Origin of the sequence: Planctomyces sp. SH-PL14 (assembly GCF_001610835.1) — a bacterium.
Lineage (GTDB): Bacteria > Planctomycetota > Planctomycetia > Planctomycetales > Planctomycetaceae > Planctomyces_A.
In genome coordinates this window covers 7,113,136-7,139,577 of record NZ_CP011270.1, presented here as the reverse complement: position 1 = coordinate 7,139,577, position 26,442 = coordinate 7,113,136, and the positions used below count along the sequence as shown (strand labels likewise).

General features: G+C 65.6%; 23 protein-coding genes. 10 read left to right on the top strand and 13 right to left on the bottom strand.

Annotation, left to right across the window (positions count from 1 at the left end; translation table 11 throughout):
* Positions 1-98 precede the first annotated feature (98 nt).
* The 3 genes from VT03_RS27460 to VT03_RS33815 form a co-directional block, all read right to left on the bottom strand.
* Positions 99-506: a response regulator gene (locus tag VT03_RS27460; RefSeq protein WP_075095962.1), complete on the bottom strand. Its 408-nt coding sequence runs from the start codon at positions 504-506 to the stop codon at positions 99-101.
* 351 nt (positions 507-857) lie between these two features.
* A complete protein-coding gene (locus VT03_RS27455) occupies positions 858-1,154 on the bottom strand; it encodes a hypothetical protein (protein WP_075095961.1) in 297 nt (98 codons plus the stop codon).
* On the bottom strand, positions 1,151-1,453 hold the full coding sequence (locus VT03_RS33815) for a hypothetical protein (protein ID WP_156514792.1): 303 nt from the start codon (positions 1,451-1,453) through the stop codon (positions 1,151-1,153). Before VT03_RS33815 ends, VT03_RS27455 begins: the two co-directional genes overlap by 4 nt.
* A gap of 954 nt (positions 1,454-2,407) precedes the next feature.
* On the opposite strand from VT03_RS33815, the gene VT03_RS27450 reads away from it, so the two are divergent.
* On the top strand, positions 2,408-2,695 hold the full coding sequence (locus VT03_RS27450; RefSeq protein ID WP_156514791.1) for a hypothetical protein: 288 nt from the start codon (positions 2,408-2,410) through the stop codon (positions 2,693-2,695).
* Positions 2,696-3,151: 456 nt separating this feature from the next.
* On the opposite strand, the gene VT03_RS27445 is transcribed toward VT03_RS27450, so the two are convergent.
* Entirely contained in the window at positions 3,152-3,436 is a 285-nt protein-coding gene (locus VT03_RS27445; RefSeq protein WP_075095959.1) for a hypothetical protein, read from the bottom strand.
* Between the two features lie 366 nt (positions 3,437-3,802).
* On the opposite strand from VT03_RS27445, the gene VT03_RS27440 reads away from it, so the two are divergent.
* Both VT03_RS27440 and VT03_RS27435 read left to right on the top strand, forming a co-directional pair.
* Positions 3,803-5,722 (top strand): glycosyltransferase family 87 protein, encoded by a 1,920-nt coding sequence (locus VT03_RS27440; RefSeq protein ID WP_075095958.1) that lies wholly within the window; start codon positions 3,803-3,805, stop codon positions 5,720-5,722.
* 390 nt (positions 5,723-6,112) lie between these two features.
* Entirely contained in the window at positions 6,113-6,490 is a 378-nt protein-coding gene (locus VT03_RS27435) for a hypothetical protein (RefSeq protein WP_075095957.1), read from the top strand.
* 78 nt (positions 6,491-6,568) lie between these two features.
* Here the strand turns inward: VT03_RS27435 and VT03_RS27430 are convergent, their stop codons facing one another.
* Positions 6,569-7,561 carry an acetyl-CoA carboxylase carboxyltransferase subunit alpha gene (locus tag VT03_RS27430; RefSeq protein WP_075097328.1) on the bottom strand — a complete coding sequence of 331 codons (993 nt, stop codon included), beginning with the start codon at positions 7,559-7,561 and terminating at the stop codon, positions 6,569-6,571.
* A gap of 189 nt (positions 7,562-7,750) precedes the next feature.
* On the opposite strand from VT03_RS27430, the gene VT03_RS27425 reads away from it, so the two are divergent.
* The 5 genes from VT03_RS27425 (at position 7,751) to hisA (ending at position 12,453) form a co-directional block, all read left to right on the top strand.
* Positions 7,751-8,137 carry a VOC family protein gene (locus VT03_RS27425; protein WP_075095956.1) on the top strand — a complete coding sequence of 129 codons (387 nt, stop codon included), beginning with the start codon at positions 7,751-7,753 and terminating at the stop codon, positions 8,135-8,137.
* Positions 8,138-8,360: 223 nt separating this feature from the next.
* Complete coding sequence (locus VT03_RS27420) at positions 8,361-9,302, top strand: nucleoside hydrolase (RefSeq protein WP_075095955.1); 942 nt, start codon at positions 8,361-8,363, stop codon at positions 9,300-9,302.
* Between the two features lie 334 nt (positions 9,303-9,636).
* Positions 9,637-9,864 (top strand): hypothetical protein, encoded by a 228-nt coding sequence (locus VT03_RS27415; RefSeq protein ID WP_075095954.1) that lies wholly within the window; start codon positions 9,637-9,639, stop codon positions 9,862-9,864.
* 201 nt (positions 9,865-10,065) lie between these two features.
* On the top strand, positions 10,066-11,295 hold the full coding sequence (locus VT03_RS27410; RefSeq protein ID WP_075095953.1) for a glutamate-cysteine ligase family protein: 1,230 nt from the start codon (positions 10,066-10,068) through the stop codon (positions 11,293-11,295).
* Between the two features lie 414 nt (positions 11,296-11,709).
* On the top strand, positions 11,710-12,453 hold the full coding sequence (hisA, locus tag VT03_RS27405; protein WP_075095952.1) for a 1-(5-phosphoribosyl)-5-[(5-phosphoribosylamino)methylideneamino]imidazole-4-carboxamide isomerase: 744 nt from the start codon (positions 11,710-11,712) through the stop codon (positions 12,451-12,453).
* On the opposite strand, the gene VT03_RS27400 is transcribed toward hisA, so the two are convergent.
* The 8 genes from VT03_RS27400 to VT03_RS27365 all read right to left on the bottom strand — a co-directional run bounded on the left by VT03_RS27400 (position 12,440) and on the right by VT03_RS27365 (position 22,601).
* Positions 12,440-12,865, bottom strand: coding sequence for a hypothetical protein (locus VT03_RS27400; RefSeq protein ID WP_075095951.1), 426 nt, complete (start codon positions 12,863-12,865; stop codon positions 12,440-12,442). The genes hisA and VT03_RS27400 overlap by 14 nt on opposite strands.
* A 45-nt stretch (positions 12,866-12,910) precedes the next feature.
* A complete protein-coding gene (locus VT03_RS27395) occupies positions 12,911-14,590 on the bottom strand; it encodes an NADH-quinone oxidoreductase subunit N (protein WP_075095950.1) in 1,680 nt (559 codons plus the stop codon).
* 63 nt (positions 14,591-14,653) lie between these two features.
* Positions 14,654-16,255, bottom strand: a complete 1,602-nt coding sequence (locus VT03_RS27390; RefSeq protein WP_075095949.1) for a NuoM family protein — start codon at positions 16,253-16,255, stop codon at positions 14,654-14,656.
* 151 nt (positions 16,256-16,406) lie between these two features.
* Entirely contained in the window at positions 16,407-18,902 is a 2,496-nt protein-coding gene (gene nuoL, locus VT03_RS27385; RefSeq protein ID WP_082846575.1) for an NADH-quinone oxidoreductase subunit L, read from the bottom strand.
* Between the two features lie 70 nt (positions 18,903-18,972).
* Positions 18,973-19,284, bottom strand: a complete 312-nt coding sequence (gene nuoK, locus VT03_RS27380; protein ID WP_075095948.1) for an NADH-quinone oxidoreductase subunit NuoK — start codon at positions 19,282-19,284, stop codon at positions 18,973-18,975.
* 40 nt (positions 19,285-19,324) lie between these two features.
* Positions 19,325-19,936, bottom strand: coding sequence for an NADH-quinone oxidoreductase subunit J (locus VT03_RS27375; protein WP_082846574.1), 612 nt, complete (start codon positions 19,934-19,936; stop codon positions 19,325-19,327).
* Positions 19,937-19,938: 2 nt separating this feature from the next.
* Positions 19,939-21,222 (bottom strand): NADH-quinone oxidoreductase subunit NuoH, encoded by a 1,284-nt coding sequence (gene nuoH, locus VT03_RS27370; protein WP_082846829.1) that lies wholly within the window; start codon positions 21,220-21,222, stop codon positions 19,939-19,941.
* A 188-nt stretch (positions 21,223-21,410) separates the two neighbouring features.
* Entirely contained in the window at positions 21,411-22,601 is a 1,191-nt protein-coding gene (locus VT03_RS27365; RefSeq protein ID WP_075095945.1) for a glycine C-acetyltransferase, read from the bottom strand.
* Positions 22,602-22,825: 224 nt separating this feature from the next.
* Here VT03_RS27365 and VT03_RS27360 point away from each other — a divergent pair, with 224 nt between their 5' ends.
* Both VT03_RS27360 and VT03_RS27355 read left to right on the top strand, forming a co-directional pair.
* Positions 22,826-23,857, top strand: coding sequence for a TlpA family protein disulfide reductase (locus VT03_RS27360; RefSeq protein WP_075095944.1), 1,032 nt, complete (start codon positions 22,826-22,828; stop codon positions 23,855-23,857).
* A 100-nt stretch (positions 23,858-23,957) separates the two neighbouring features.
* A complete protein-coding gene (locus VT03_RS27355; RefSeq protein ID WP_075095943.1) occupies positions 23,958-26,405 on the top strand; it encodes a hypothetical protein in 2,448 nt (815 codons plus the stop codon).
* The last annotated feature ends 37 nt before the right edge of the window (positions 26,406-26,442 follow it).

Sequence of the window (26,442 nt, the reverse complement as noted above, 5' to 3'; positions counted from 1 at the left end):
CCCCTCGTCCCAGCTTTGGCCGGGCCCCAACCCCTCCGGATTGTATGTCTCATCCTGGTGGCGTGTGAGATGTTCTTCGCCGGAACAGATGCTGTCCCTCAACGGGCCGCCGGGACAATGTGATCGAAGACGTGGGCGACTTTCGTTACGTCCATCGGTTTCGTGAAGTAGTGGTTGAACCCCGATCGGGAGAGCTTCTGCTTTTCCGATTCCGTGAGGGAGAAACCTGTGACAGCGCAGATGGTGATGTTTCGGCAGTCTGGCCGAGAACGAAGACGCGCCGCGACTTCGTACCCGTCGATGCCTGGAAGGGCCAGATCCAGTAGCACGACGTCTGGCCGATCCAAAGCACACATCTCCAGAGCAACAGGACCCGTCCTCGCCAGCCGGACCGTGTGGCCGAACATCTCCAGTAACTGTGCCAGGATTCTGGCTGCGTCAAGATGGTCTTCCACGACCAGAACATTCAGCGGGTTTGGGGTCGCGGCGATCGGGTTCGAACTCATTGTGAGGCCACGTTACTGGGAACGCTGGGCCGCTGCCATGTGTGGATCAAGCACCGCGTTCGACAGACGGGCACTCTGGAATGTGAAGTTGCCCCCAAGGTCGAAGATGGTCAAAGGCGGCGCCTGCCCCCTGCCCCCGACGCCATCACTCCCCTGCCCGCTCCGGCAGTGAACGCATGCCGAACGCGAGCGCCGGGCGGGCCTGCTCCAGCGCTCAAGCGTTCGGCAGCGGCTCATCAAGACAAAGGCAGGAGCTGGAGGTGCCGTCCAACTCCTGCCTCCGCGACCCCTATACCAGGGATCGGCTTCGGAGTATTGAAAGGGCCTGGCGGGTTAACGACAGAGGGCTTCCTAGCCGAAGGTCGAGTACTCCGCGCTCAGCTTCTGGAGCCGTCTCTCCGCGTCGGCCCGGCTTCGATCGGCTCGTTCCCGGAGGTGGTCCCGCACAATCAGGGACCGGTACACGTAGTACAGGAGACCGAGGGCGGCCGCCGCGCCGGTCAACAGACGGACTTGCCCCGGCAGCGCGTAGCCCAGCGTCATGCCGGTCAGCAGGGCCGACAGGACGGCGATCGTAAAGCGAGAGATCAGCGGCGAATGCTCCTCCGCCAGGTCGAGCTCATCGAGTGTCCAGAGTCTCTTTTTCATTGGTCCTTCCCCACGTGTTGCAGGCCGAAGGCGACGAGCGCGGCGTACTGCGCACGCACCGACGCCGATCGTTCCAGCGTGGCGGTCACGTCCCGGCGGTACCCGGGTGTGACGACTCGCCAGGCCGGTCGCCTGACCGCCGCACGTTGCGTGCTGCGGAGAACGGTACGGTTCAGTCGTTCCAGAAGCAGTCGACGTCGTACTTCGCGGCGTTGCCACTGACAGGCGCTGACCAGGGCGGCCGCGGCGGCTCCCGATAGCAGCGCGCCGTGCAGACCGGCGACGAACGACGACGACACCGAGATCCCGATCAGCAGCGATGACGCAAAGCAAAGGCCTGCGCGGGCTGCCCAGGAGACATTGCACCTCCGATGCCCTCTCATGGTTCCCTCCTGACAGGCAAACCGGCCCCCTGCCCTGCTCCGGCGGCAGCGGAGTTGCCAGCGACGTCGGCAGCCGCCTGCAGAAGGCTTCTCAGCAGCCCTCCGGCGTCAACGCCACGTCCATACGTCGGCGGATTTCCCATCGTCGTCCGACGAGGATCAACCGGTAAGACCTCCCAATTGGGACGGCCAATCTTGTTTGGATCACCGCGATAGATCGACATGGCCCGAAGCTCCCTGAAAGAAGAGCGATTGATCTCCTTTGGCGCCGAAGGAGTCGAGAGGCGGACCTGCATCCGGCTTGCCGGAGCAATGAGGGAAGTCGAGGTGAGTCAGGCACTCGGTAGTAATGCGGAATCCTCCCCATCCGCCTGTGACGATTGCATCGTTCATAGGACCAGCCAGGAGCGCGATCTTCAGGGGCGACCGGTCAGGAGGATCCTCCTTCCGCCTTCGCCTTCAGGCGTCATTCAGACATTCCTACGAACGTTGGTCGATCATTCCGGTCGTCAGCCGCTCACGACCTCTTTCAAATCGATCCGCAAACGGGAAAGGCGGTCGGCTCCAGGACAAGCTCCGTCGTCGATTGTGCCCCCATCTGGGTAGGCCTGATGAGAAGGGACCACTGGCGGGCCGGCGTCTTTTCTGCCGCAGCGATGGCAAATCCACCGAGACCAGGACCAGAGGGAGAACGGTCCGCCCGGGGGAGTGAAGGACCTCTCCGCGCCAGTAGCGTCCCTCTGCCGATCCCCCGGCAGTGCATGACAGAGCAGGCGGCCAAGACGCTCGAACCTGTGGAGTCGTTGATTCGGCTGGGGCGAGAGTCGAAACTCCCTGTACCGCTTTGGCCAGCCACACAGGAGAGTCGCCATGTCAGCCGACCGTCCCGGATCAAGGCCACTGAGTGAGTGGCGGGCATTCGCCCTGGTCGTGTTCCTGCTGGGGATGAATGGACTCATGGTCCGGCAGCTTCACCTTCACTCGGCGGACCGGGAGGCGATCGTCCGACTCGAACAGCAGATCACAAACCTCGGCGCGAGCTATGAGGCGAAATATGCGGTCTACCACAGACGGCTCGAAAAACTGCAACGCGATCTCAACGCACGGGCGAGAGAACTGGATGAACGAGAGAAGGCGCTCGACGAACAGAACCTGTGACGACGCCCCGCCGGACCGCCGAGTCCGCTCAAGATGCCGACTGAGACGGGGAAACAGAAAGCGGCGGCGCTCGGGTGTCGGCGACGCTCTTCTTTCAAGGTCGCTTCTCCGTCGCAGGCGAGTTGGGCGAAAACGCCCCCGATGCACAGGGGGCGTTTTCTTTTGCCGACCATCACGAGCATCGGACGCGAACACCCAGGCGGGCCAGCGCAGGTTGCTCAAACGTCGGTCGGCAGCCGCAGCCTCCGATTCCCCTTCCCGGTCACCACATGCCTGCTCATCGCGCCGGAACCGCGGGGAGCACGGTCCCCAGGGACAAGTGCCGCCGCCATGAAGTCCGAGCCGACGACAGCGTCATCCTCGCTGGTCCTGACGAACCGACGCACCTTCCGATGACTTCGGTCCGGCCGTCCGCCTCGGCGACGGACCGACTGGTCCCGGGGCCCGAGGGGCGTCCTACGACCAGTGGCGAAACTGTTCCTCCAGGTCCCGTTTCAGGAGCACGACCTCCGTTTCCGTCTGATGGACCGGCGGGGCGGTCACGGCCCGCAGGCCGCGCTCGATGATTCGAACCCTTCGGCCGTCATCGATCACCAACCCCTGGGCCATCAGCCCCCGGACATAACCCGACTCGTCGTCGGCCAACCCCGACGTACTGGCATCGCCCAGCCAGGCCAATTGCTGAAGGAACCGGAACTCGGGCAGAGTGAATGCGACGAGTCCCGGCCCAACCTCACACATTGCTCTCCACGCCTCGCACCAGATCGGATTCATTAGCTCCCTATTTGGAAACCGGAATTCGCCTCCCAACACTGCCACGCAGAACCGGAAATTCTTCCCCGAACGCAGACGGCTCGACTCCGCCGGGTCGGGGACGTTGCTCCCGCTTCACCGCCCTTCCCCTCGCCTCACTTCAGCATGCCGGTGATGCCGGCGATCAACATCCGATCCCCGTAACGCCGTCGGAGCAGACGAACCGGAGCAAGAGGCCTGACCGGAAGGACCGGTGTTTCGCGAACGCCGCCGGTCCGAAGTGGCTGACGGTGTGATTGCGCATTACAACCGGGGGACTGAGTCAGCGGACGTCCCTCGCGCGGGAGAGAGGCGGTGGCACTCGGAAGGGAAATCGTCGGGCTGGAGGCATCGGGTCAGGTGCCGCTGGCGATCGCGGCCGCCGGGCTCTTGCTGTTCGTCGCGCTGGCGATCGGGCGGGGCCTGCGGTTCGGCTGGTCTCCGCCCTCCGACTGGAAGGGGCGAACCCTCCTGGATGTGGCCCTCGGACTCAACGGCCTGGGGCTGATCGCGCTTCTGATGGGGTCGTTAGCACCCATCGCCCCCCGCGGACGGATCGCGGCGCTCGTGGCAGTGTCGGTCGTCGCGATCGGTGCGTGGGTCAGGAGCTGGCGACTCGCTCGACGCGATGGGACGACGCGGTCTTCCAAGTCGCCTCACGCGACGTCGTTTCCCCGGGACTGGCTCTGGGCCGGCCCGTTGTTGTTGACCCTCGGGCCGGCACTGACCCTCCCGACGGGGTGGGACGAACTGGTCTACCGGTGCGTTGTCCCGCGGCGCTGGATGGACGAGGGGGCGTTCCAGGTCGACTGGGACCTTCCCTACTCCGCGTTCCCGGCGCTGCAGGAGATCCTCCACTGGGTCGTGGCGCCGATCGCGAGCCTGGTCGCTCCGAAGCTGACCTCCTGGGGATGCTGGATCCTCGGACTCGGGCTGCTCCGGGGCGTGGTCTTGCGTCGCGCGCCCGGTTGGAGCGGACACGTCCTGTTCCTTTCCATGGCCCTGGCTCCGGGGAGCCTCATGATCGGCGCGAACTGCTACGCCGAGACGTTGCTGTTCATGAACCTGGCGGCCCTGTTGTGGCTGGCCGACGCGGCAGGCCGGGACTCCGACGCGGAAACAGGGTGGCAGATCCCCTGGGTGGCGGGACTGCTGTCGGGGGGGGCGGCGGCGGTCAAGCTCACGGGACTCCCGTTCCTCCTGATCGGTCCGCTGATCGTCTCCGTGATGCGGCCGGGTCCGGTCCGGGCAAAGTGGGCCCGGGGGGCCGGATGTCTCGGGACCGCCCTCCTTGTCTGCATCCCCTTCTATGTCCGTCCGTGGCTCGCCACCGGCAATCCGTTCTTCCCCTACTTCGAAAGCCTGTTCACGGACGATCCGGGCCGGATCGCCATGAGCGCGTATCACCACGCCATCGGGGGGAACTTCGGGTTCCGGAGCGGGGCCGGGTTCTTCGCAGCCCCGATCCTGCTCGCCTTCCAGGAGCGGCTCTACGACGGGTCGTTCGGATGGCAATGGCTCGTCGTGCTGTCTCTCGCCGGATGGGGCTTGTCCCTGCGCTCCGGACGATCGCCCCTCCCGCTTCTCGGGGCCGCAATCGCGGGGCTCCTGTACGGGTTCTGGTACCTCACCGCGCAGCAGGCGCGGTTCGCGATTCCCGCGATGGCCTCCCTTCTGCCGGCGGCGGCCGCGGGACTGGCGGGGCTTTCCGTTCCGGCGCGTCGGGCCGTGACGATGCTGCTCTGTGGACTCGCGGTCTGGAGTCTCCCGTGGAAGACGGCGGGCTACTACGCGGGCTCCTGGGAGACGATCGCCGGTGTCTGGTCCTGGCGGGACTACGTCGATGACGGGACGGACGGGATGTATGTGCCGGTGGTCGAGGCAGTGCGGGACCGGACGCCGCAGGATGCTCACCTGCTCCTGTTTCTGGAGCACCGCAGCCTGTACCTCCCGAGGCGGTGCACGATCGGGACACCGTTCTTTCAACCGCGGGGACTCAGCGGCCTGGACTCCGGCAGCGCCGAGGAGTTGAGGCAGCGACTCGACGCGCTGGCGGTCACGCACCTTCTGCTGGCGCGGATCCCGATCGGCCCGGATCGCGATGCCGAGTGGTTCGAGCGGATGGCTCCGCTGCTGGCGGCCATCGAGCTTGCGATCCAGAGCGGCGACCTCGTCCCCGTCTGGGAGTCGGAGTCGCACGTGCTGCTGGAGCGGCGGCGCGGGCCGACGAACTGAGTAGGCCGGCCATCCTCGATTCGAGCGTGAACGCCGCCTGCCGCACACACTCCCCTGCCCTGGCGCCCAGCCCCCGTCGACGTCTTGAAACGGCCTGGGAAATCCCTTCAATCCAGCCGCGACAGGCCGTCGTCAAATCGACATCGAATTCGGATCGCCGAGGCGCTCCCTTCGGCACGGTTGGCCGGGGCGGTTGCGGGCCGTCCGTCACAGTCGGCAAAGATTGCCACCCGCCCCTTCGCTCGATTCCTTCGCCCCCGCATGGCACGCCGGCTGCTTTTCCTTCGCCACGTCAGTCAGTCCCGTGATCCTCGAAGAACGCGGGACCGTAATCGATGGCGGCCGCAACGCTCAGTTGATCACGCGGCCGAATGTGAGGAGCTCAGTGTCATGTCGACCAACATCCTTCCCAAGACGATCGCCACCCTGATCCTGACCCTCGGCGTCGCGCACGCCGCATCCGCCGAAGCGCCGGCCCGGTACCGTCAGGTCTCGTACAACGCCGAGTCCAGCGTCGCCGTGACTGCGGCGGTTTCGACGACCCGCTCCGCCTCGAACTCGTTCGTGAACGCGAGCGAACGGCCGATCACCCTGCTGATCGACCCGAACCTGGCGAGCTACCAGGGGGGCGGAGAAGCGTCCGCCTGGATGTCGGCCCGGCCGCGGCCGGCCGCCTCCGCGCCGAGCACGATTCCCGCCCGCCCGCGGTTCTGGTCTTCGGCGCCGTCGGCGATGCAGAGCCGGTTCGACGACATCAAGCTGCGGTAGTCGGGCGCGTCGGTGCGATGGATCCCTCGCATCGACGCCCGTCCGGGTCAAGGGATCCGACACGAACGCTCTCGGGCTCTATGTCGCCGCCGCTTCGGCGACCGCTTCCACGCTCTTCTCTTCGAATGCCCCGATCTTGCGGAACTTTCCGTAGCGATGATCGAGGAGCTGGGTCTTGTCCATCTGCGAGAGGGACTTGAGGGCGACGTTCAACGACGCCTTGAGGTTCGCGGCGGTCCGGCGATGGTCGCGATGAGCGCCGCCGAGCGGCTCGGGAATCACTTCGTCAATGATGCCGAACGACAGCAGGTCCTTGCCCGTGAACCGCAGGGCGTGGGCCGCCTTGTCCGCAAACCGCTGATGCTTCCAGAGAATGCTTGCGCAGCCCTCGGGGCTGATGACGGAGTAGTACGAGAACTGGAGCATCGCGACGTGATCGCCGATACCGATCCCGAGCGCCCCGCCCGATCCCCCTTCCCCGATCACGACGCAGACGATCGGCGTCGCGACGCGGGACATTTCCCGCAGGTTGTAGGCGATCTGGTACGCCTGCCCCCGTTCCTCGGCCCCGATCCCCGGATAGGCGCCGGCGGTGTCGATGAGGCAGATGATCGGCAGCCCGTACTTGGCCGCCATCTGCATTTTCGAGAGGGCCTTGCGGTAGCCTTCGGGGTGGGCCATCCCGTAATTGTGTTCGACCCGCTCCTTGAGGTTCCGCCCCTTCTGCTGGGCGATGAGCATGACCCGTGTGTCGTCGAGCTTGGCGAAGCCGGTCAGGATGGCCCGGTCGTCGCTGAAGGCCCGGTCGCCGTGGAGCTCGACGAACTCGTCGAACACAAGCTCGATGTAGTCCGACGCCTTGGGCCGCATGTCGTGCCGTGAGAGCTGGACCACTTCCCACGGATTCAGGTTGTCGAACACCTCCCGCTTGAGGCGGGCGATCTCGACCCGCATCTGCCGGATGGCGTCGCGGGTGGTTTCGGAGGGATTCGCCTGGGACTCCAGTCGCTCGAGCTGCGTCTCCAGATCGAAGATCGGACGCTCGAACGGGAGAGGAATGGGGAGGGACATGAACGGCTGCCGGAACTTGGAAAACACGCGAAACAGCGAATCGTGGCCAATCCGTCGCCGCGTGTAAAGCGGTTCCGGGCGGCAGGAAGCGGCGGCGGTCGGCTGCCCGAACCGGCCGATTGGCCTACACTTCGGCGCCGCGGCCCCGGCCGGAGCCGGCCGCCGTCCCTTTTCGACATCGAGGTTTCCGTGAAAATCGAACACGTCGCCCTGAACGTTCCCGATCCGCTGGCGATGGCGCGGTGGTATGTCGATCACCTGGGATTCACGGTCAAGCGGCGGTTCATGGAGCGTCCCTGGGGTCACTTCCTGGCGGACGACAGCGGCAAGGTGATGCTCGAACTCTACGGGAACACCGACGCGGCGAGCCTCGACCTCCCGGGCATCGCTCCGCCGGCCCTGCACTTCGCCTTCGTCTCGAAGGACGTCGAGGGGGACGTGAAGCGCCTGACCGCTGCCGGGGCCACGCTCGTCAGCGGACCGGAGTCCGCCTCCAACGGCGACCGCCTGGCGATGCTGCGGGATCCCTGGGGGGTCTGCCTCCAGCTGGTGAAGCGATCGGAGCCGATGGTCTGAACCGCGGCCGCGGCCTCAGCGGAGCCCGACGGAAGCCTCCCGCGCCCTTTTCCCGCCCCCTAAGACGGCACGCGGCCCGGCGGTCACGAAGGACTGTGCCCTAACCGCTTCCCTGCAAAGGCCTTTTCGCGACGGGTCGCAACAAACAAATTGAACTGCCGCTCTCGGGCTCCTAGGATGAAATCGCAGGCCCGACGTTCCCTTCCGACCCAGCAGGTGAACATTGCCTCAGAAATTGCTGATCGATGCCGACCCGGGAATCGGGGACGCGCTGGCCATTGCCCTGGCAGTGGTCGATCCGGACCTGGAGGTCCTGGCCATCACCGGAACGGCGGGCTGCGTCGCCGGGGATATCGCCTGCCGGAACATCCTGACGGTGATTTCGCATCTCGATCCCCCCCGCTGGCCCCGGTTCGGCCACGGCGAAGGCCCCCGCAAGATCGGCCGCGGCGACCAGCATTTTCCCAATCCGCAGCTGCTGCATGGGGCCAACGGCCTGGGGGATTGTGCCACGGTCGATGTGGAACACCACCAGAAGCATGAGGCGGCCAAGGTCCTCATCGACTGCGTCAAGGGGGCGCCCGGCGAGTGCGTTCTCCTGACGTTGGGGCCCCTCACCAACATCCAGCGGGCGGTCGAGCTCTTCCCGGAATTCCTCCAGCAGCTCAGCGGCTTCGTCTGCCTCGGGGGCTCGGCCGTGGGCCTGGGCGACCTGCACGCGGCGGTCGAGTTCAACGTCGGCGCGGATCCCGAGGCGGCCCGATCGGTGCTGGGGGTTCTCTCCAGCAAGCTCCTGATTCCGCTCGAAGTGTCGCGGCAGATGACCCTCTCGTTCGACCAGTTCGAACGCCTGAAGTCGCGGGGAAACCGCCTCAACGGGCTGCTTGAGCAGCTCATTCCCTTCGGCCTGCGGGCCAGCCGCCAGCACCTGGGACTGGAAGGGCTTCTGTTGCCGGAAGTCGTCGCCCTGGCGGCAGTTCGGCATCCCGAGATCTTCGAAAAGGAAGACGGGATCGTCGATGTCGAGCTGCATGGGGAACTGACGCGGGGGATGACGGTCTTCGACCGCCGCCGCTCCGGACCCCGCGAGGCGAACATCAGCCATGCGACCGCCGTCGAGACGGAGGCGGTCCTCGACTACATCGCTCGGCTGATCCGCTCCTGAGACGGCCCTTCCGCGAATCCCCGGCTTCGGGAGGCCGCTTTCCTTCCCGCTGCTCCGCGCTCAATGGGTCGGCTCCTCCACTTGGGCCGCGCATCCCTTCCGCCATTCCGCCGGCCTGCGCGATCGCTACAAAGCCCCCTCCCGGCAAGCTCGTTGTCACTCTTTCCAGAGGTTGCGACTGGCACATTTCAGCCAAGTGGTGTGCGTGCGCCGGAGATTCTCGAATTCTTCTCCAGCGAGAGCAGAAGAATTGAAGTCGCTGCCTGCCCCCCCGAAGATGGCCCCCGCACACCACCCCTGAGCCATTGGCAGTTGTGACGGAAAGGCGGCCGAGATGCTGGTTCCCGACTTCTTTAATGTCGAGTTCGTCGAGGACGCCGAACTTCAGTCGAACACCATGACCGCCCCTCTGAGCGTGATCCGTGAGATCCGTTCGGCGATCCCGGGACTGGCGATCAACCTGATGGTCGGCTTCGACGAGCGTGTCTATGTCTCCTCAGACCTTTACGAAGCGTTCAATGTCTGGAGCAGCCAGCAGACCGACGCCGAAAGCATGAACTGACATTTTTCCCGCTCCACGGCGACTTCACAGTCCCGGCGGAACCGCGTTCTTCGTTGAGAACGCGGTTCCGCCGGGATTTTCGTTTTGCGGGCCGTACCTCTGCTCCTCCCCCGCCCCGCCGCCGAGGCCGGATTGGTCAATTCGGGGCTTTGCGGTATCGTGCGGGACTGGTTTTTCAGGAGTTCCGCGCACGGAAGTGTCATGGCCCGGCTGCGACTGTTTGAAGCGTTTGGGATCGAGCTCGAATACATGCTGGTGGCGGCGGACACGCTCGACGTCCGCCCGATCGCCGACGCCGTCCTCTCCGCCCAGGCGGGGGGAGAGATCACCTCGGACGTCGAATTCCCGGACATCACGTGGTCGAACGAACTCGTGCGCCACGTGATCGAGCTCAAGACGAGCGAGCCGCGGGCGAATCTCGACGGGCTGGCGGGGGCGATGCAGTCCCACGTCGACCGGATCGAGGCCCTGGCGAAGCCGCTGGGAGCACGGTTGCTGCCGACGGCCATGCACCCGTGGATGAATCCCGGGAAGGAAATGGAGCTCTGGCCGCACGACAACCACGTCATCTATGAGACGTTCAACCGGATTTTCGACTGCCGGGGGCACGGGTGGGCCAACCTGCAGAGCATGCACATCAACCTTCCCTTCGCGGACGACGCGGAGTTCGGCCGGCTCCACGCGGCGATCCGGCTCATCCTTCCGATCCTCCCGGCCCTCGCCGCCAGTTCGCCGATGGTGGACGGCCGCGTCACGGGAATCCTCGACAACCGACTTGAGGTCTACCGGACAAACTCCCGCCGGATCGCGTCCGTGACCGGCCGCGTTATCCCCGAGCCTGTCTACAGCGAGGCGGAGTATCGCCGGCTGATTTTCGAACCGATGTTCCGGGACATTGCGCCGTACGATGCCGACGGGGTTCTTCAGCAAGAGTTCCTGAACGCCCGCGGCGCGATTGCCCGTTTCAGCCGGGGGGCGATCGAGATTCGCGTCCTCGATCTGCAGGAGTCGCCGGCGGTCGACCTGGCGGTGGCGCGAATTGTCATCGATGTTCTGAAGCGGCTCGTCTCTGAGGAGTGGACTCCCCTCGCACGGCAGCAGGCGATCGGCGTTGATCCGCTTGAGCGGATCCTGTTGCGGACGATCCGCGAGGCGGAGGTGGCCGAGGTCGACGATTCTGAGTACCTGGCGCAGTTTGGCGTCCGGGACGTCCGGTCGATCACCGCCGCGGAGCTCTGGCGGCGGCTGGCGGAGGGAGCCCGCGATCCGGCTTTGAAAACGGGCGGGGAGTCGCGCGGTCCGCTGGAGGTGAATCTGGGCGAGGGCTCGCTGTCGCGGCGGATCCTCCGTCATCTCGAGGCGGGCGAATCGCCGCGAGCGGTCTATGGCCGGTTGGCCGACGCTCTCGCGGCAGGCGCAAGTTTTCGGTAGCCATCGCACCAGCCAACCGGGTCCAGGGGCACCCTGGTCAGGGGATGCAAGGGGGAGAATCCCCCTTGCCCGCCGGAGGCCCGTCTCGTCTCGCTCTTTCTGAAGGAGCGCGTGTCCAAGCGCGGACAACGTACCGGATGCCCCCTCACCAACCCGCGGGGATTGCAAAACGAGCAGCGAATCCTCGACGCCGGCTCCACAAAGCGGCCGCCCGTTGCTGACCACGGTTCCTCACGGAAGCGTCTCCGGCGGCAAGGGGGTGAGCCCCCCTTGACCCCGGCTGCCGTAGCACGTTGGGTTTGAGCGAGCAGAGTCGTGCCGGCAAGGACGATGTCCCAAGGCTGGCAACGCGGCACCCGACGCCGTACCTTCTCCAGCTTGGCCCCCTCCCCTCCCTCATATCCCCGCCCCATCGTGCTCGAAATCCTGCCCGCCATCGACCTCCGCGGAGGAAAGTGCGTCCGCCTCCGCCAGGGAGACTACAACCAGGAAACCGTCTTCGGCGACGACCCCGCCGCCATGGGAGCCAAATGGGAAGCCGGAGGAGCGACGCGGCTGCACCTCGTCGACCTCGACGGCGCCAAAGCCGGACGCCCGGTCAACCTCGACGCCATCCGCTCCGTCCTCGGCCGGATGAAGATCCCCTGCCAGCTCGGCGGCGGAATCCGCGACGAAGCGACCATCCGCATGATGCTCGAAGAGGTCGGAATCAACCGCGTCATCGTCGGGACCGCGGCCCTCAAGCAGCCCGACTGGTTCGAAGCGATGGTCCGCCAGTTCCCCGGCCGCGTCGCCCTCGGCCTCGACGCCCGCGACTCCATGGTCGCGACCGCCGGCTGGCTCGACGTCTCCCAGACCCCCGCGATCGACCTCGCCCGCCGCTTCGCCGGCCTGCCGCTGGCCGCGGTCATCTACACGAACATCGCTAACGACGGCATGATGAAGGGGGTCGACCCAGGGACCCTCGCCGACATGGAGCGGCTCGCCGAAATGGGGCTGCCGGTCATCGCCTCAGGCGGCGTCACGACCGCCCAGGACATCAGGAACCTGGCCGAGATCCACCGGCGGCAGCCGAACCTCGTCGGCGCGATCGTCGGCCGGGCGCTCTACGAAGGGACGCTCACCGTCGCCGACGCCGTGGCCGCTACTTCCCCTTGATCCGCTTCAGCTCTTCAAGAATCCCCCCCTCGACGGCCGCCGCTTCCCAGAGCATCTGGTTGAGCTCGCGGTCGTCACGGGTCGCATCGCCAAGGGCGCAGATCGTTTTCAGCACCGCTTCCTGGTTGGCGACGATCTGCGCCATCAGGAACGAGACCGCCACAAAGTGCAGGCTCGTGTAGTCGGTCGGGAACGTCCCGAACTCCGGGGTGCCGCCGAGAGCGATGATCTCGTCCGTCAGCCGCTGGACCGTCTGCTGCTGCCGCTGGGCGAGCCGGATAACGTCGCGACGGACGTGTTCCGAGCCGGCTGAGGTCCAGGGAAAGGCCTCCGCCGTGTACTGCAGGAGGCTCCGGCCGACCGGCACGAGGACGGCGTTGAGGTCGTCGATCAGGAGTCCGGTCTGGAGCATGGCAACGGGGGCTGGCGTGAACGACGGTCGACAGGGGGAGACGATTTACTCAAACAGCTTCGCGGCGACGTAGTGAGCCGTCTTCGACAGGTCATCCTGCAGCGGCGAGGCGCCGAGGACGAGGATCGGAATCGTGATCAGGGCGACATACGCCCCCACGATCCCCGGAGTCTTGAGGGGCCGGCGATGCTCGGGGGCCGGGCGAATAAACATCGCCTTGAGGACCCCCAGGTAGTAGAACAGGCTGAAGACGGTGTTGAGGCCGGCGATGACGACGAACACCCACATCGCCCAGTGGATCCAGCCCGCCTTGAAGGCGGACGCGAAGATCAGGAACTTGCCGAAGAAGCCCCCGAACGGCGGCAGGCCGACGAGGCTGAAGAAGCTGACGAGCAAACAGATGCACAGGACCTTCGTCGCCCCGTTCTCCGAGATCAGGCCGCGGTAGTCCTCGATCTTCTCACTGAAGATTTCGTTCCGCAGGAGGGCCACCGTCGCGAAAGCGACGAGGTTCATGAACAGGTAGACGACGATGTAGTAGGTCAGCCCCTCGACCGCCCGGGCGGACTGCTCGGGGATATCGACACCGACCGGAACGCTGCTCCCCTGGATCACGAGGAGGGCCGAAACCCCCAGCAGCATGTAGCCGGCGTGGGCGATCGTCGAGTAGGCGAGGAGCCGCTTGACGTTCGTCTGCGTGTAGGCCGCTAGGTTCCCGAAGGTCATGCTGAGGCACGCCAGGACCCCCAGGGCGATCCCGAAGAATGTCAGGAATTCCTTGAGGGCTGGGCTCGTCCCCTGGAACGCCAGGGCGAAGCGAATCAGCAGGCCAAAGCTGGCCGCCTTGGAGGCGACCGACAGATACCCGCCGACTTCCGCCGCGGCTCCTTCGAAGGCGTCCGGACACCAGAAGTGGAACGGGAAGACCGAGAGCTTGAAGGCGAAGCCGACGAGGATCATCAGCATCGCCAGGGCGATCAGCGTGGCGTTCGCGTTCGTGAAGCTGAACTGGTTTCCGACAAGGAGATCGAACCGCTCGGCGAACTGCGGGAAGGCGGCCGTCCCGAGGAGTCCCGAGAGGAGCGAAATCCCGTACAGCATCACGCCGGCCGCTCCGGCCCCGTAGACGACGTACTTGAACGAGGCTTCGCTCGAGGCCCGGCGTCCCTTGAGGAAGCCGACCATCGCGTAGCTCGGAACGCTCATCATTTCGACGGCGAGGAACGCCATCAGGAGATGGTTGGCGCTGACCGCCACCAGCATTCCGACCATCGAGCCGCACAGGAGCGTGTAGAAGTCCGGGGCGTCTTCGTTATCGGGAATCCCCGTCAGGGCCGTGAGGGCGATCACGAGAACGAGAAACAGCAGGAGCCCCAGCCGGAAGAACATCCCGAAGTGGTCGTGCATCAGGAGCCCCGTGAAGTAGGGCCCGGGGGTCCCGACGCCGGCCTCGGTGATCCGCAGGACGTAGGCGAGGTCCGAGATGACGCCGGTCGGCTCGCCGCCCGACTTGAGATACATGAACTGAGTGAAGGCGGCCGTGAAGGCGACCATTCCCCCCAGGAGCGCAATCCAGCTCGCTGGGATCTTGCGGTCGAACCCGATGAGCCGGCCCAGAAGCAGCAGGAGGATCGTGGCGCACAGGAGGAGCTCCGGCGCGAAGATCTCCAGCGACCGCGGAAGGTCCTGGCTGGCGAACTGCTGAAGGATCGTTGAGACCGACATGGCGTTTCCGGAACGGCGGCGGAGTGCGGATCTGGTCGGACGGAGAGCGGAAATCCGGCTCGGCTACTGTGCGACCGACGTGACCTGCGGCCCCTGGGCGGCCGGGGCCTCGTGGAGCACTTTGTACCCCGTCGAGAGCGACTTCGTGAGCTGCTCGGAGGCGGGGCTCATGACGTTCAGCATGATGCCGGGAGCGACTCCCAGCAGGATCGCGAGCGAGAGGATCACGAAGGCGATGGAGGACTCGCGGCCGTCCATGTCCCGCAGTTCCTCGGGATGCGGTCCCTTGTATTCCGGTCCCATGTAGACCCGCTGGATCGTCCACAGGATGTAGCCGGCAGTCAGGATCACTCCCGAGGCGGCGATCACCGCCAGGAGCGGGCTGAAGTTCCAGCTGCTGAGGACGACGAAGACTTCGCCGATGAACCCGCACAGGCCGGGGAGACCGAGGCCGGCAAAGAAGATCCCGAAGGCGACCCCGCTGTAGAGGGGCATCTTCTGCATCAGGCCGCCGAACTGGTTCAGGTCGCGGTGGTGAACGCGGTCGTAAATCACCCCGACCATAAAGAACATCCCAGCCGAGGAGATCCCGTGGGCGATCATCTGGAACATCGCGCCGTCGAGGCCGAGGTGCCAGGAGTTGTTGCGGATCGTGTCGCCGGTCGATTCGTTGATCTTCCAGACCGCCATCCCGACGAGGACGTAGCCCATGTGGCTGACCGAGCTGTAGGCGACGAGCCGCTTGAAGTCGGTCTGCGCCATCGCCGCGAAGGCCCCGTAGATGATGCTGAAGACGCCCAGGGCCACGAGGAAGTAGGCGGCGTACTGCGTGCCGTAGGGGCACAGCGGCATGGCGACGCGGAGGATCCCGTAGCCGCCGAGCTTCAGCAGGATCCCGGCCAGGATCATCGAGATCGGCGTGGGAGCCTCGACGTGGGCATCAGGGAGCCAGGTGTGGAACGGGAACGACGGCAGCTTGATGGCGAAGCCGATGAACAGCATCACGAAAGCCGCGATCTGCATCGTCCGGTCGAAGCCCCCGGCCTGGGCGATCTCGGCGAGCTTCATCAGGTCGAAGATCCCCGGCTGACCGGCCGGAGCGCTGTTGACGTAGAACATCAGCATGGCGATGAGCATCAGCACGCCGCCGGCGAGCGTATACAGGAAGAACTTGACGGCGGCGTATTCCCGCCGCGGCCCACCCCAGATCCCGATGAGGAAGTACATCGGCAGGAGCATCACTTCCCAGAAGACGTAGAACAGGAAGAAGTCGAGGGACATGAAGACCCCCATGACCCCCGTCTGCAGCAGCAGGAAGAGGACGAGGTAACCCCGGACCGCCTTGGTGATGCTCCAGGAGGCGGCCATCGAGACGCAGAAGATGAGACCGGTCAGGACGATCAGCGGCAGGCTGATCCCGTCCACCCCGAGCTGGTAGTTGATGTTCCAGCTCGAGATCCAGGGATAGCTCACCTGCATCTGCATCCCGGGGTTCGAGTAGTCGAACCGCTGCCAGATCCCGAGGGCCAGCAGGAAGTCGATCACCGTGACGGCGAAGACGAACCCGCGGGCCGCGTCATCCGCCTTCTTGTCGAACATCAACAGGAACGGGATCGCCGCGACCGGCAGGAAGATCGTCAGCGACAGCAGAATCGTGTCAGACATGGCGCTATCGGGTCTGTAGGGCTGTCGAAGCTCCGCCTTCGCACGGTCGGCGGTCGCTTCAGTTTGGCTTCGGAACGGACGGAATCGGCTTCAGCGTGCAGGACAGAGACGGGGAACGGCGGCCGGCACGCGGAAACCGGGCCTCACCCGGTCAGGACCGGGGGAGGAACGCGAACATGAGGAGGAACAGGGAGACGACACCCAGGGCGATGAAGGTCACGTACTGACGGAGCCGTCCGGTCTGGACGTTCTTCAGGGCGTGGCCAACCGACTGGGTCGTTTCTCCGAAGACGTTGACGATCCGGTCCACGACCTTCTCGTCGAACTGCCGGTCGACGGTCGCCACGGCGACGACGGTCTTGGCGGCAGCGTGGATGAGGGCGTCGAGGACGTGCTTGTCGAACGCCGTCGCCCAGCGGGAGACGATGTGGACGGGCTTCGTGAACATGGCGTCGTACAGGTCGTCGAATTCCCACTTGTTCTGCAGGAACCGGTACACCGCCGGGAAGGCGCTGCGGATCGAGGCCGGGTCGATCGCCCCCATCCCGTAGAAGACGTAGCTCAGCAGCATCCCGAGAGTCGCGGCCAGCAGAGCCAGCGTTCCGGCGGTGGCGTGGTACTCGTGGATCTGGTGATGGCTGGGGAAGCTGTGCCCCAGCATTCCGGCGTTCGTGAGCCCGCCGCCGACATGGACCGGCTCCGCGGTGCTGACGAGCGACGCGAGCGGACCCGCCTCGCCGCCGACGGCACAAAAGATCGCGAAGAACGACAGGACGATCAGCGGAGCGGTCATGACCCACGGCGATTCGTGGGCATGGTCATAGACGTGCTGGTCCCGGGGCTTCCCCAGGAAGGTCATGAACCACAGGCGGAACATGTAGAACGACGTGATGCCCGCCGTGATGAGCGGCATCATGAACAGCAGCGAATGCTTCGGATTCAGCGAGAAGAACCCGAGCGAGGAGGCCAGGATGGCATCCTTGGAGTGATAACCGGAGAAGGCGATCGCGGTTCCTGGAATCGCCAGACCGGCGATGGCGATGACCCCGATCAGCATCGTGATCGCGGTGATCGGCATCTTCTTCAGCAGCCCCCCCATCTTGGGCATCTCCTGCTCGTGGTGGCAGCCGTGGATCACGCTGCCGGAGCAGAGGAACATGAGGGACTTGAAGAAGGCATGCGTAATCAGGTGGAACAGGCCCGCCAGCCAGCCGCCGACCCCCAGGGCCAGCATCATGTAGCCGAGCTGGCTGATCGTGGAGTAGGCGAGGACCTTCTTGATGTCGGTGGCGACGATCGCGATCGTCGCTCCGACGAAGAGCGTGATGCAGCCGACATAGGCGATCGTCAGCAGCACCTCGGGGGTGAACATCGGATAGAACCGGCCGGCGAGGTAAACGCCGGCGGCGACCATCGTGGCGGAGTGGACGAGGGCGGAGACCGGCGTCGGCCCTTCCATCGCGTCCGGAAGCCACGTCTGGAGCGGGAACTGGGCGCTCTTGCCGATGCACCCGCCGAACACGCCGAGCCCCGCGACGACGAGCAGCCAGTAGGGAATCGTCCGCGGCTCGTTCGAGACCGGGTCGGTCCATCGCGTTCCGTGGCCGGACTGGAGGTGAACCACCGCCTGCCGCCCTTCCCCTTCGACGTCGATCTGCCCCTCCGCGTTGCGGACCATCTGGAACAGGCCGGGCTGCCCTGCGGTCGACTTGTCGGTGTTGGCGAACTGGAACGTGCCGAAATAGGTCCAGAGGACCATCAGGCCGATCAGGAACCCGAAGTCCCCGACGCGGTTCATGATGAACGCCTTGTTGGCGGCCGTGCTGGCGGACTTCCGTTCGACGTAGAAGCCGATCAGGAAGTAACTGCAGACCCCCACCAGCTCCCAGAAGACGAAGACCTGGAAGATGTTCCCGGCGATCACGAGGCCGAGCATCGAGAAGCAGAACAGCGAGAGGAAGGCGAAGAACCGGTAGAACCGGCCCGGCCGATGGAAGTGCCGGCCGCCCGACAGATGGACCTGATGGTCCTCGTAGCGCTCGGTCAGCTCATCGCTCATGTACCCCGACGCGAAGATATGGATGCAGGTCGCGATCAGCGTGACCATCGTGAACATCGTGACCGTCAGGCCGTCGATGTAGTAGTCGATGGCGAACTTCTGAGTGCCGTAGACCGCCAGTTCGTAGAAGGTGCCGGAAAAGCCGGTGGCGAACGGGTTGTTCGCGTGGTGTTCGTCGTGATGATCGGCCGCGTGCCCGGCATCCGTCCCGTGTGCCGCGTCCGCCGCCGTGGCGGTCGCGTGGGCGTGGTCCGCCTTGGCGTGCTCGTCCTTCGCGTGAGCTCCCCCGCCCGCGCCGTGTTCGTCGTGGTGCTCCGCCGCGGCGGGATGGCGGACGTCCGCCGTCGCCTTGAGCCAAGTCGTCAGGGCCGCCGCGCTGCAGAGGAAGCCGGTGGCGATGCAGCCGATCGCCATGTAGGCGGCGACCTTCGATTTCCGCTCGCCCCAGTATCCGGCGAAGATCTCGATGGCGAACCCCGCCAGCGGCAACAGCCAGGCGATCCCGAGCAGCGTCTTCAGCGTGCCGGCGGTCGCGTGGTACTGCTCGATCGCGGCACTCACGGTGGATGTCGTTTCGGCGAGCAACATGAGTTTCGGTTCTATCGAGTGTCGCGCGGCTGTGGCGGCCGCGCGGGGTGTGCGAAACGCGAGGGAGCGGCTATCCGCGGAGCTCGCTGGCCCGGTCGACGTCGATCGTCATGTGGTTGTTGTAAAAGTTGAGGGCGATCGCGAGGGCCACGGCCGCTTCCGCCGCGGCGAGAACGATCACGAACATCGCCATCACCTGGGCGTCGAGCCCCAGCCGGCCGAACCGCGAAAAGGCGACGAGGTTCAGGTTCGCCCCGTTGAGAACGAGTTCGACCCCCATCAGGACGGCGATCCCGTTCCGCTTGGTGGCCATGCACAGCACGCCCGACACGAAGAGGACGGCCGAGACGAGCAGGTACGCCTGAAGTCCGACGCTTTGCATGGGGGTGACCTCGAGGAGGATGACGCCGAAACTCGAACGACTACGCCTGCGGAGGGAGAACCCGCCGCTTGGCCCGGGCCAGATAGGAGGCCCCGATCAGCACCACCAGGAGATGGATCGAGACGATTTCGAACGGGAGCAGGTAACCGGTGCTGATCGTCCGCTGCGGAGCACCGAGGTCTTCGTCGAACCGCAGCCCGGTCAGGGCCGCCCCCAGGTCGCGGGCGGTCTTCCCTTCCCCGAGTTGGTTGTAACCGGCCTTCTCAGCGGGGAGCCCGCCGTACTTGGCCACGAGCTTGGCGTTGTTGCCGTCCCAGTCGACCCGGCTGACGCTGAAGGCGACCATCGCCAGGAACAGCCCGCCGACCGCCAGGGCCGTGACGATGTCCCCCGGACTCGACTTGAGATTGAGGTACGGCCCGGTCGCCGTGAGCATGACCCCGAAGATCAGGAGCACGACCGTCCCGCCGACGTAGATCAGGATCTGCGTCGCGCCGATGAAGTCGGCCCCGAGCATGAAGAACAGGCCGGCCGTCGAACTCAGCGAGATGATGAGCCAGAACGCCATGCGGACGACGTTCTGGCTGAAGACCACCGCCAGAGCCCCGCCGCACACGCCGGCCGCGAAGATCGCAAACAGAAGTGTTTCCATAATCAGCGTCCGCTCCCCGCGTGGGCCTCGCCGTCACGCGCCGCCAGAGACTTCGCGGCGTCGGATTCGAGGCCGGAGTGATGGGCGGGAGCGGGTGGCGGAGTGGTCGACTTCGGAGCGGACGGGTCCGCCGAAGTGGTGGTCACGCGAGCGGGAACGGGAACGCGGAGGCCGAGCGGCTGACCGAAGATCGGCCGGCCGGGAAGCATGAGCGACCAGACGGTCGACCCCAGGAACAGGAAGCAGCTGATTGGAACAAGGTACTTGAGGCAGGTCGTCATGACCTGGTCAATCCGAAGCCGCGGCAGCGTCCAGCGGATCCAGATCTGGACGAAGACCAGCATCCCGGTCTTGGTCATCAGGACAAAGAACCCGAGAACACGATCGAGGTACGGGAACGGCAGATTGATGAAGAACTGGTCGATCGGGGCGATCCCGGTCCACCAGCCGCCGAGGAACAGCAGCGACCCGAGCATGCTCACGAGGAACATGGCGGCGTATTCGGCCAGGAAGAAGAACGACCACCGCATCCCGCTGTATTCGGTGTGAAAACCACCGACCAGCTCGCTCTCGGCCTCAGCCAGGTCGAACGGCGCCCGCTTGTTGCTGGCGAGGGTCACCGTAAAGAAGACGAAGAAGGCGATGAACGTGAACGGGTTGTAGAAAATGAACCAGTTCGTGAACCAGCCGGACTGCATCTGGCCGATCTCGTTCAGATTCATCGAGCCGGCGATCGCCACGGGAATGACCGCGGTCAGCCCGAGGGGAACTTCGTAGCTCACCATCTGGGCCGTTTCCCGCATCCCGCCGAAGAGGGACCACTTGGACCCGCTGGAGTATCCCGCCAGCACGATCCCCAGGACTTCGACCGACAGGACCGCGAGAGCCAGGAACAGGCCGACGTCGAGCGACATCGCCACCCAGCCGGCGCTGAACGGAACAAACAGGAAGGCGGCGAAGGCCGCCACGACCGTCAGGTAGGGGGCCAACCGAAACAGCATCTTGTCGGCGGTCTCGGGAGCGAGGTCTTCCTTCTGGATCAGCTTGACGCCGTCGGCCAGCGACTGGAGCCAGCCGAAGCGGCCCCCGACGCGGGTGGGACCGAGGCGGTCCTGAATCCGGCCGGCGACCTTTCGCTCAGCCCAGATGAAGAAGAACGCGGGGAGGCCGAAGAACAGGCCGAGAAGCGTGATGTGGATCAGGGCGGCCAGGAATGTCGCCACGCCGGGCGACAGAAAGCCCTGAAGCGCTTCGGAAATGGTCCGGGCGGCCAGGATCGGCGTCATGCAACGGCAGTCCGAAAGGAGTTTCGATCGCTGAAACACCATGGAAAATGCTTGCGACCCGCTGCATTCCCCATGACCGACGCGATGGTTATGACAGAACCCCCAGGCCCTTTCAAGAGACCGGGAAACCCATTCCCAAACGCGGTAAGTCCGTCAACGACACGAGTTCCGAAGGCCACCTCAGCCGGCTAAATCCCGAGCTCGCGCTTCACCGCGGCGAACTGTTCGACGGCAAATTTCAGGTCGTCGCGGCTGTGGGCGGCGGAAACCTGCGTCCGGATCCGGGCCTTCCCCTGCGGCACCACCGGGTACGAGAAACCGATCACATAGACTCCCCGTTCCAGCAGCTTCTCGGCCATCTGGGCGGCCAGGCGGGCATCCCCGAGCATGACCGGCGCAATCGGATGCTCGCCCGGCAGGACGGTCAGGCCGACCCGCTGGATTTCTTCCCGGAAGAATCGTGTGTTCGCTTCGAGCGTGTCCCGCAGCTCCGTCGAGGCGGTCAACAGGTCGAGCGTCGCGATGCTGGCCGCCACGATGACCGGCGCCAGGGAGTTCGAGAACAGGTACGGCCGGGACCGCTGCCGCAGCAGTTCGATGATCTCCCTGCGTCCGCTCGTGTACCCCCCGCTCGCCCCGCCGAGTGCCTTGCCGAGCGTCCCGGTCAGGATGTCGATCCGGTCCATGACGCCGAACCGCTCAGGCGTTCCCCGCCCCTTCGGGCCGGTGAACCCGACGGCATGCGAGTCGTCGACCATCACGAGGGCGTTGTACTTGTCCGCGAGGTCGCAGATCGCCGGCAGGTTCGCCAGGTAGCCGTCCATCGAGAAGACGCCGTCGGTGGCGATCATCCGGAATCGGGCCGACTGAGCCGCCCGGAGTTTTTCCTCGAGGTCCGCCATGTCGTTGTTCCGGTAGCGGAACCGCTGCGCCTTACAGAGCCGGACACCGTCGATGATGCTGGCGTGGTTTAACTCGTCCGAGATGATCGCGTCTTCCGCCGTCAGCAGGGTCTCGAACAGTCCGCCGTTGGCGTCGAAGCACGACGAATAGAGGATCGTGTCCTCGGTCCCCAGGAACTCGCTCAGCTTCCGCTCCAGTTCCTTGTGAATCTGCTGCGTCCCGCAGATGAACCGGACGGAGGAGAGCCCGAAGCCCCACTCCTTCAGCCCCCGCGCGGCCGCCTCGACGATCCGCGGGTCGTCCGACAGCCCGAGGTAGTTGTTCGCGCACAGGTTGACGACCCGCTTCCCCTCGCCGCCGGCCACGGAGATGTGGGCCGACTGCGGCGTCGTGATCACCCGTTCGGGCTTGTACAGCCCCGCGGTCCGGATCCCGGAGAGTTCGTTCTGAAGGTGGTCCTGAAAGCGGCCGTACATGCTGCGTCCTCGGTGTTTCACGGGAATGGACGAATTGTGCAATATAATGGAATTCGTGTCCAGCATGGCGTCCGGACACGACGGTGATCGGTCGAACTTCTTCGTGCACTATGAAAAGGACGAACGAGCGCCCGATGTTTTCGGGGCGATCCGGACGGTATCCTCCAGAGACCTTTCTGCGCCATTCCGGTCCATCTTCGCCTTCACTCCGCTCGGGGTCGCTCATGGCATTCTCGCGTTCGCTGGTGCTGTTTCTGACTGTGTCGACTCAGGCCGCGTTCGGCCAGGAGCCGGCGAAAACTCTCCCGTCCCTCCCCGCCGCGCCGCAGCAGTGGCTCAACTCGCCCCCGCTGACGACGGAGATCCTCAAGGACAAGGCGGTCGTCTTCTGGTACTTCGAGGAGACCTGCCCCACGTGCGAGGCGAAGTGGCCCGAGCTGCTGGAGACGGCGAAGAAGCACGAAGGGGAGCCGGTCCTGTTCGTGGCGGTCTGCTCCGGCACCAGCCGCCCGACCGTCGAGCAGTACCTGCGGCGGAACAAGATCGACTGGCCGGTCCTGGTCGACACCGACCGGTCGTTCGAGAAGGCGAGCGACGTCAGGGAGATCAGCCTGCAGAACATCCACCAGATCAAGGTGCTCAGCGGGGACGGGACATTCGCGGAGCACGGAAACTTTGAAATCGGCGAAGCGGCGGACAAGGTCGCTCCGACCGGGAAGTGGAAGATCGATCCCAAGGAGATCCCGGTCGCCCTGCGTCCGACGTGGCAACAGATCGAATTCGGGAACTTCGCGCCGGCCGCGGCCGTTCTGAAGCGGAACCTGGCCTCGCCGAAAGAGGACATCAAGGCGGGCGCCGAGAAGCTCCAGGGGGCGGTCGACGCCGAGCTGCAGGCCGCCATGACACAGGCGAGCGAAGCCAAGAGTTCAGGAGACACCTGGAAGGCCTACAAGACGCTCATGGAGCTCCCGACCCGCTTCAAGGGGTACACGCTTCCCGCGACCGTCGGGATCGACCTCAAGGAGCTCAAGGGATCAGAGGGGGTCAAGAAGGAACTCAACGCGGACAAGGCCCTCCACGCTCTGAAACAAAAGGTCTCCGGCAGCAAATTCTCGCCGAAGTCGGTCCAGGGGCAGATGGAAAAGTTCCTGGAACAGTACCCCGACACCGAGGCGGCGGCCGAAGTCCAGGAGGCGCTCAGCCGCCTCCAGACAGCGGCGCCAGGCACCGGGCCCACCCCTCCGACTAACCAGTGACGGGCCGAACCGGTTACCCTGCCCCGCCGCCCCCCTGCGACGGCCCACGCGTCGGAGCGATTCGGGCGGCGGTGTCGTGTTCTCCGACGAGTCCTGTTCCATGCGTGCTCGCGCTCTCCTCCTCGCTCTCGCCCTGTTCGCCGGGGGCCGCCCGCTCCGTGCCGCCGATCCCCCTGCGAATCCACCCCGGCCGCAGGTGAGCGGGATCTATCCGCACCTGGCGATGTTCAACAACGAGGGGGAATGCGGGACCGGCGCCGTGGTCCCCTGGGCCGACCGGTTGTGGGTCATCACCTACGGACCGCATCTTCCGAACGGCTCGTCGGACAAGCTCTACGAGATCACCCCGGAGCTGCGGCAGACGGTCCGGCCGGAGAGCGTCGGCGGAACGCCCGCCAACCGGATGATCCACCGGGAGTCGCAGCAGCTCTTCATTGGCCCCTACGTCATCGACGCGCAGCGGCAGGTGCGGGTCATTCCCCCCAAGGAGATGTTCGGGCGGCTGACCGGCAACGCGCGGCACCTCATGGCGCCGGCGGACAAGATCTACTACGCGACGATGGAGGAGGGGTTCTACGAGGTCGACGTCCGCACGCTCGCGGTGACGCAGCTCTATGAGGACGGCAACCGCCAGAAGGACCATGGCGGGAGCCTGCTGCCGGGATACCACGGCAAGGGGCTCTACAGTGGACAGGGGCGGCTGATCTACGCGAACAACGGCGAGAACAGCCCCCTGGCCCGTCAACGGCCGGACATCGAATCCGGCGTCCTGGCCGAATGGACCGGACCGGGGGAGGACTGGCATGTCGTCCGCCGCAATCAGTTTACCGAGGTGACCGGCCCCGGCGGAATCATCGGGAACGAACGCCCGGACGATCCGATCTGGAGCGTCGGCTGGGACCACCGCTCGCTGATCCTGATGGTCCTGCACGGGGGCAAGTGGCACTCCTACCGGCTCCCCAAAGCGAGTCACAGCTACGACGGTGCCCACGGCTGGAACACGGAGTGGCCCCGCATCCGGGAGGTCGGCGAGGACGATCTTCTCATGACGATGCACGGCGCGTTCTGGCGGTTCCCTCGCAACTTCACGCCGGCCAATGCCAAGGGGATCGCCCCGCGATCCACCTACCTTAAGGTCGTCGGAGACTTCTGCCGCTGGCAGGACCGGATCGTCCTGGGTTGCGACGACACGGCCCACAACGAGTTCCTCAACAAGCGGAAGGCCAAGGGAGAGATCCCCGGCCCGCAGTCGCAGTCAAACCTCTGGTTTCTCGAATCGAAGCAGCTCGACGACTTCGGCCCGGTCCTCGGCCGCGGGGCGCTCTGGCTGGAGGAAGACGTTGCCGCGGGAGCTGTCACCGAGCCGTACCTCATCGCCGGGTATCCTCGGCGGCACCTCTCGATCGGCCACCAGGGGACGGAGCCGGCCACGATCGAGGCCGAGATGGACCGCGACGGTACCGGGAACTGGACCGCCTGGAAGCGCTGGACGCTCGCCCCAGGCGAGCATCGCTGGGAGGAGATCACGGAATCGGGCGAGTGGCTCCGGCTGTCGAGCCGGGGGCCGCTGAAGAAGGTAACCGCCACGTTCCATTTCTCGGAGCCGGATCCGCGGACTACCGCGTCCAATCCGATCTTTGCCGGTCTGACCGAAGCCGCGGATTCCGCGTCACTCGGCGGGCTGGTCCGCGCCCGGGACAAGAACAAGCGGACGCTGAGCGTCGTCCGGAAACTGGTCGACGGTGAGTCGGTCGCGCCGTCCGAATACTACGAGCTGGACGAATCGCTGACACTGTCGCCGGTCAACGACCCCGCCACCCTCGCCTACACGGCCGAGAAGGCGGCGATCCCGGACCAAGTGCTGACCGCAGACAGCGCTTCCGTAATCTTTGTCGACGACGGGGGCCATCGCTGGCGGCTGCCGCGGAGCCAGAAGGGATTCGACGGGGTCTCGTGGATCGGCCCGCAGCGGGTTGCCCGGGAAGTCGCCACTGAGCGGGACCTGTTCAGCGCTCACGGCACGTTCTACGAGCTGCCGGCCGAGAACGCGGGGGGCTTCGCCAAGGTCCGGCCGGTCGCGACGCACGGCTATCGAATTCACGACTTCTGCTCCTACCGGGGCCTGTTCGTGATGACCGGCCTCTCGCCGGACCTCCCGGAGGGGAACCCCCACATCGTCCGGTCGGCCGATCGCCGCTGCGCTTTGTGGGTCGGAGCGATCGACGACGTCTGGCGGATGGGGAAGCCCCGCGGCTACGGCGGGCCGTGGATGGAGACAGCGGTCGCCAAGGACGCTCCCTCCGATCCCTACCTCATGACCGGCTACGACCGGAAGACGCTCACGCTCACCAACTCCTCCCGGGATCCCGTTCGGATGCGGGTCGAACTCGACATCACCGGCAGCGGGACGTGGCGAACTTATCGCGAGCTGGCGGTCCAGGCCGGGGAAACCGTGACGCACGAGTTCCCGGCCGGCTTCGAGGCGTACTGGCTCCGCACGACGGCCGATCGGGATGGGACGTTCTCCGCACAGCTCACGTACGAATAATGAGGGCGACGAGCCTCGATGCGTTCATCCTGTTGCC

Bases quoted from the DNA above. Each gene is read 5' to 3' on its own strand.
- VT03_RS27450 (WP_156514791.1), top strand. From the start codon at position 2,408: ATGTCAGCCGACCGTCCCGGATCAAGGCCACTGAGTGAGTGGCGGGCA.
- VT03_RS27390 (WP_075095949.1), bottom strand. From the start codon at position 16,255: ATGTCTGACACGATTCTGCTGTCGCTGACGATCTTCCTGCCGGTCGCG.
- VT03_RS27435 (WP_075095957.1), top strand. From the start codon at position 6,113: ATGTCGACCAACATCCTTCCCAAGACGATCGCCACCCTGATCCTGACC.
- nuoK (WP_075095948.1), bottom strand. From the start codon at position 19,284: ATGCAAAGCGTCGGACTTCAGGCGTACCTGCTCGTCTCGGCCGTCCTC.
- VT03_RS27360 (WP_075095944.1), top strand. From the start codon at position 22,826: ATGGCATTCTCGCGTTCGCTGGTGCTGTTTCTGACTGTGTCGACTCAG.
- VT03_RS27455 (WP_075095961.1), bottom strand. From the start codon at position 1,154: ATGAAAAAGAGACTCTGGACACTCGATGAGCTCGACCTGGCGGAGGAG.
- VT03_RS27410 (WP_075095953.1), top strand. From the start codon at position 10,066: ATGGCCCGGCTGCGACTGTTTGAAGCGTTTGGGATCGAGCTCGAATAC.
- VT03_RS27415 (WP_075095954.1), top strand. From the start codon at position 9,637: ATGCTGGTTCCCGACTTCTTTAATGTCGAGTTCGTCGAGGACGCCGAA.
- VT03_RS27355 (WP_075095943.1), top strand. From the start codon at position 23,958: ATGCGTGCTCGCGCTCTCCTCCTCGCTCTCGCCCTGTTCGCCGGGGGC.
- VT03_RS27430 (WP_075097328.1), bottom strand. From the start codon at position 7,561: ATGTCCCTCCCCATTCCTCTCCCGTTCGAGCGTCCGATCTTCGATCTG.
- VT03_RS27400 (WP_075095951.1), bottom strand. From the start codon at position 12,865: ATGCTCCAGACCGGACTCCTGATCGACGACCTCAACGCCGTCCTCGTG.
- VT03_RS27445 (WP_075095959.1), bottom strand. From the start codon at position 3,436: ATGTGTGAGGTTGGGCCGGGACTCGTCGCATTCACTCTGCCCGAGTTC.
- VT03_RS27460 (WP_075095962.1), bottom strand. From the start codon at position 506: ATGAGTTCGAACCCGATCGCCGCGACCCCAAACCCGCTGAATGTTCTG.
- nuoL (WP_082846575.1), bottom strand. From the start codon at position 18,902: ATGTTGCTCGCCGAAACGACATCCACCGTGAGTGCCGCGATCGAGCAG.
- VT03_RS27365 (WP_075095945.1), bottom strand. From the start codon at position 22,601: ATGTACGGCCGCTTTCAGGACCACCTTCAGAACGAACTCTCCGGGATC.
- VT03_RS27375 (WP_082846574.1), bottom strand. From the start codon at position 19,936: ATGGAAACACTTCTGTTTGCGATCTTCGCGGCCGGCGTGTGCGGCGGG.
- VT03_RS27395 (WP_075095950.1), bottom strand. From the start codon at position 14,590: ATGTCGGTCTCAACGATCCTTCAGCAGTTCGCCAGCCAGGACCTTCCG.
- nuoH (WP_082846829.1), bottom strand. From the start codon at position 21,222: ATGACGCCGATCCTGGCCGCCCGGACCATTTCCGAAGCGCTTCAGGGC.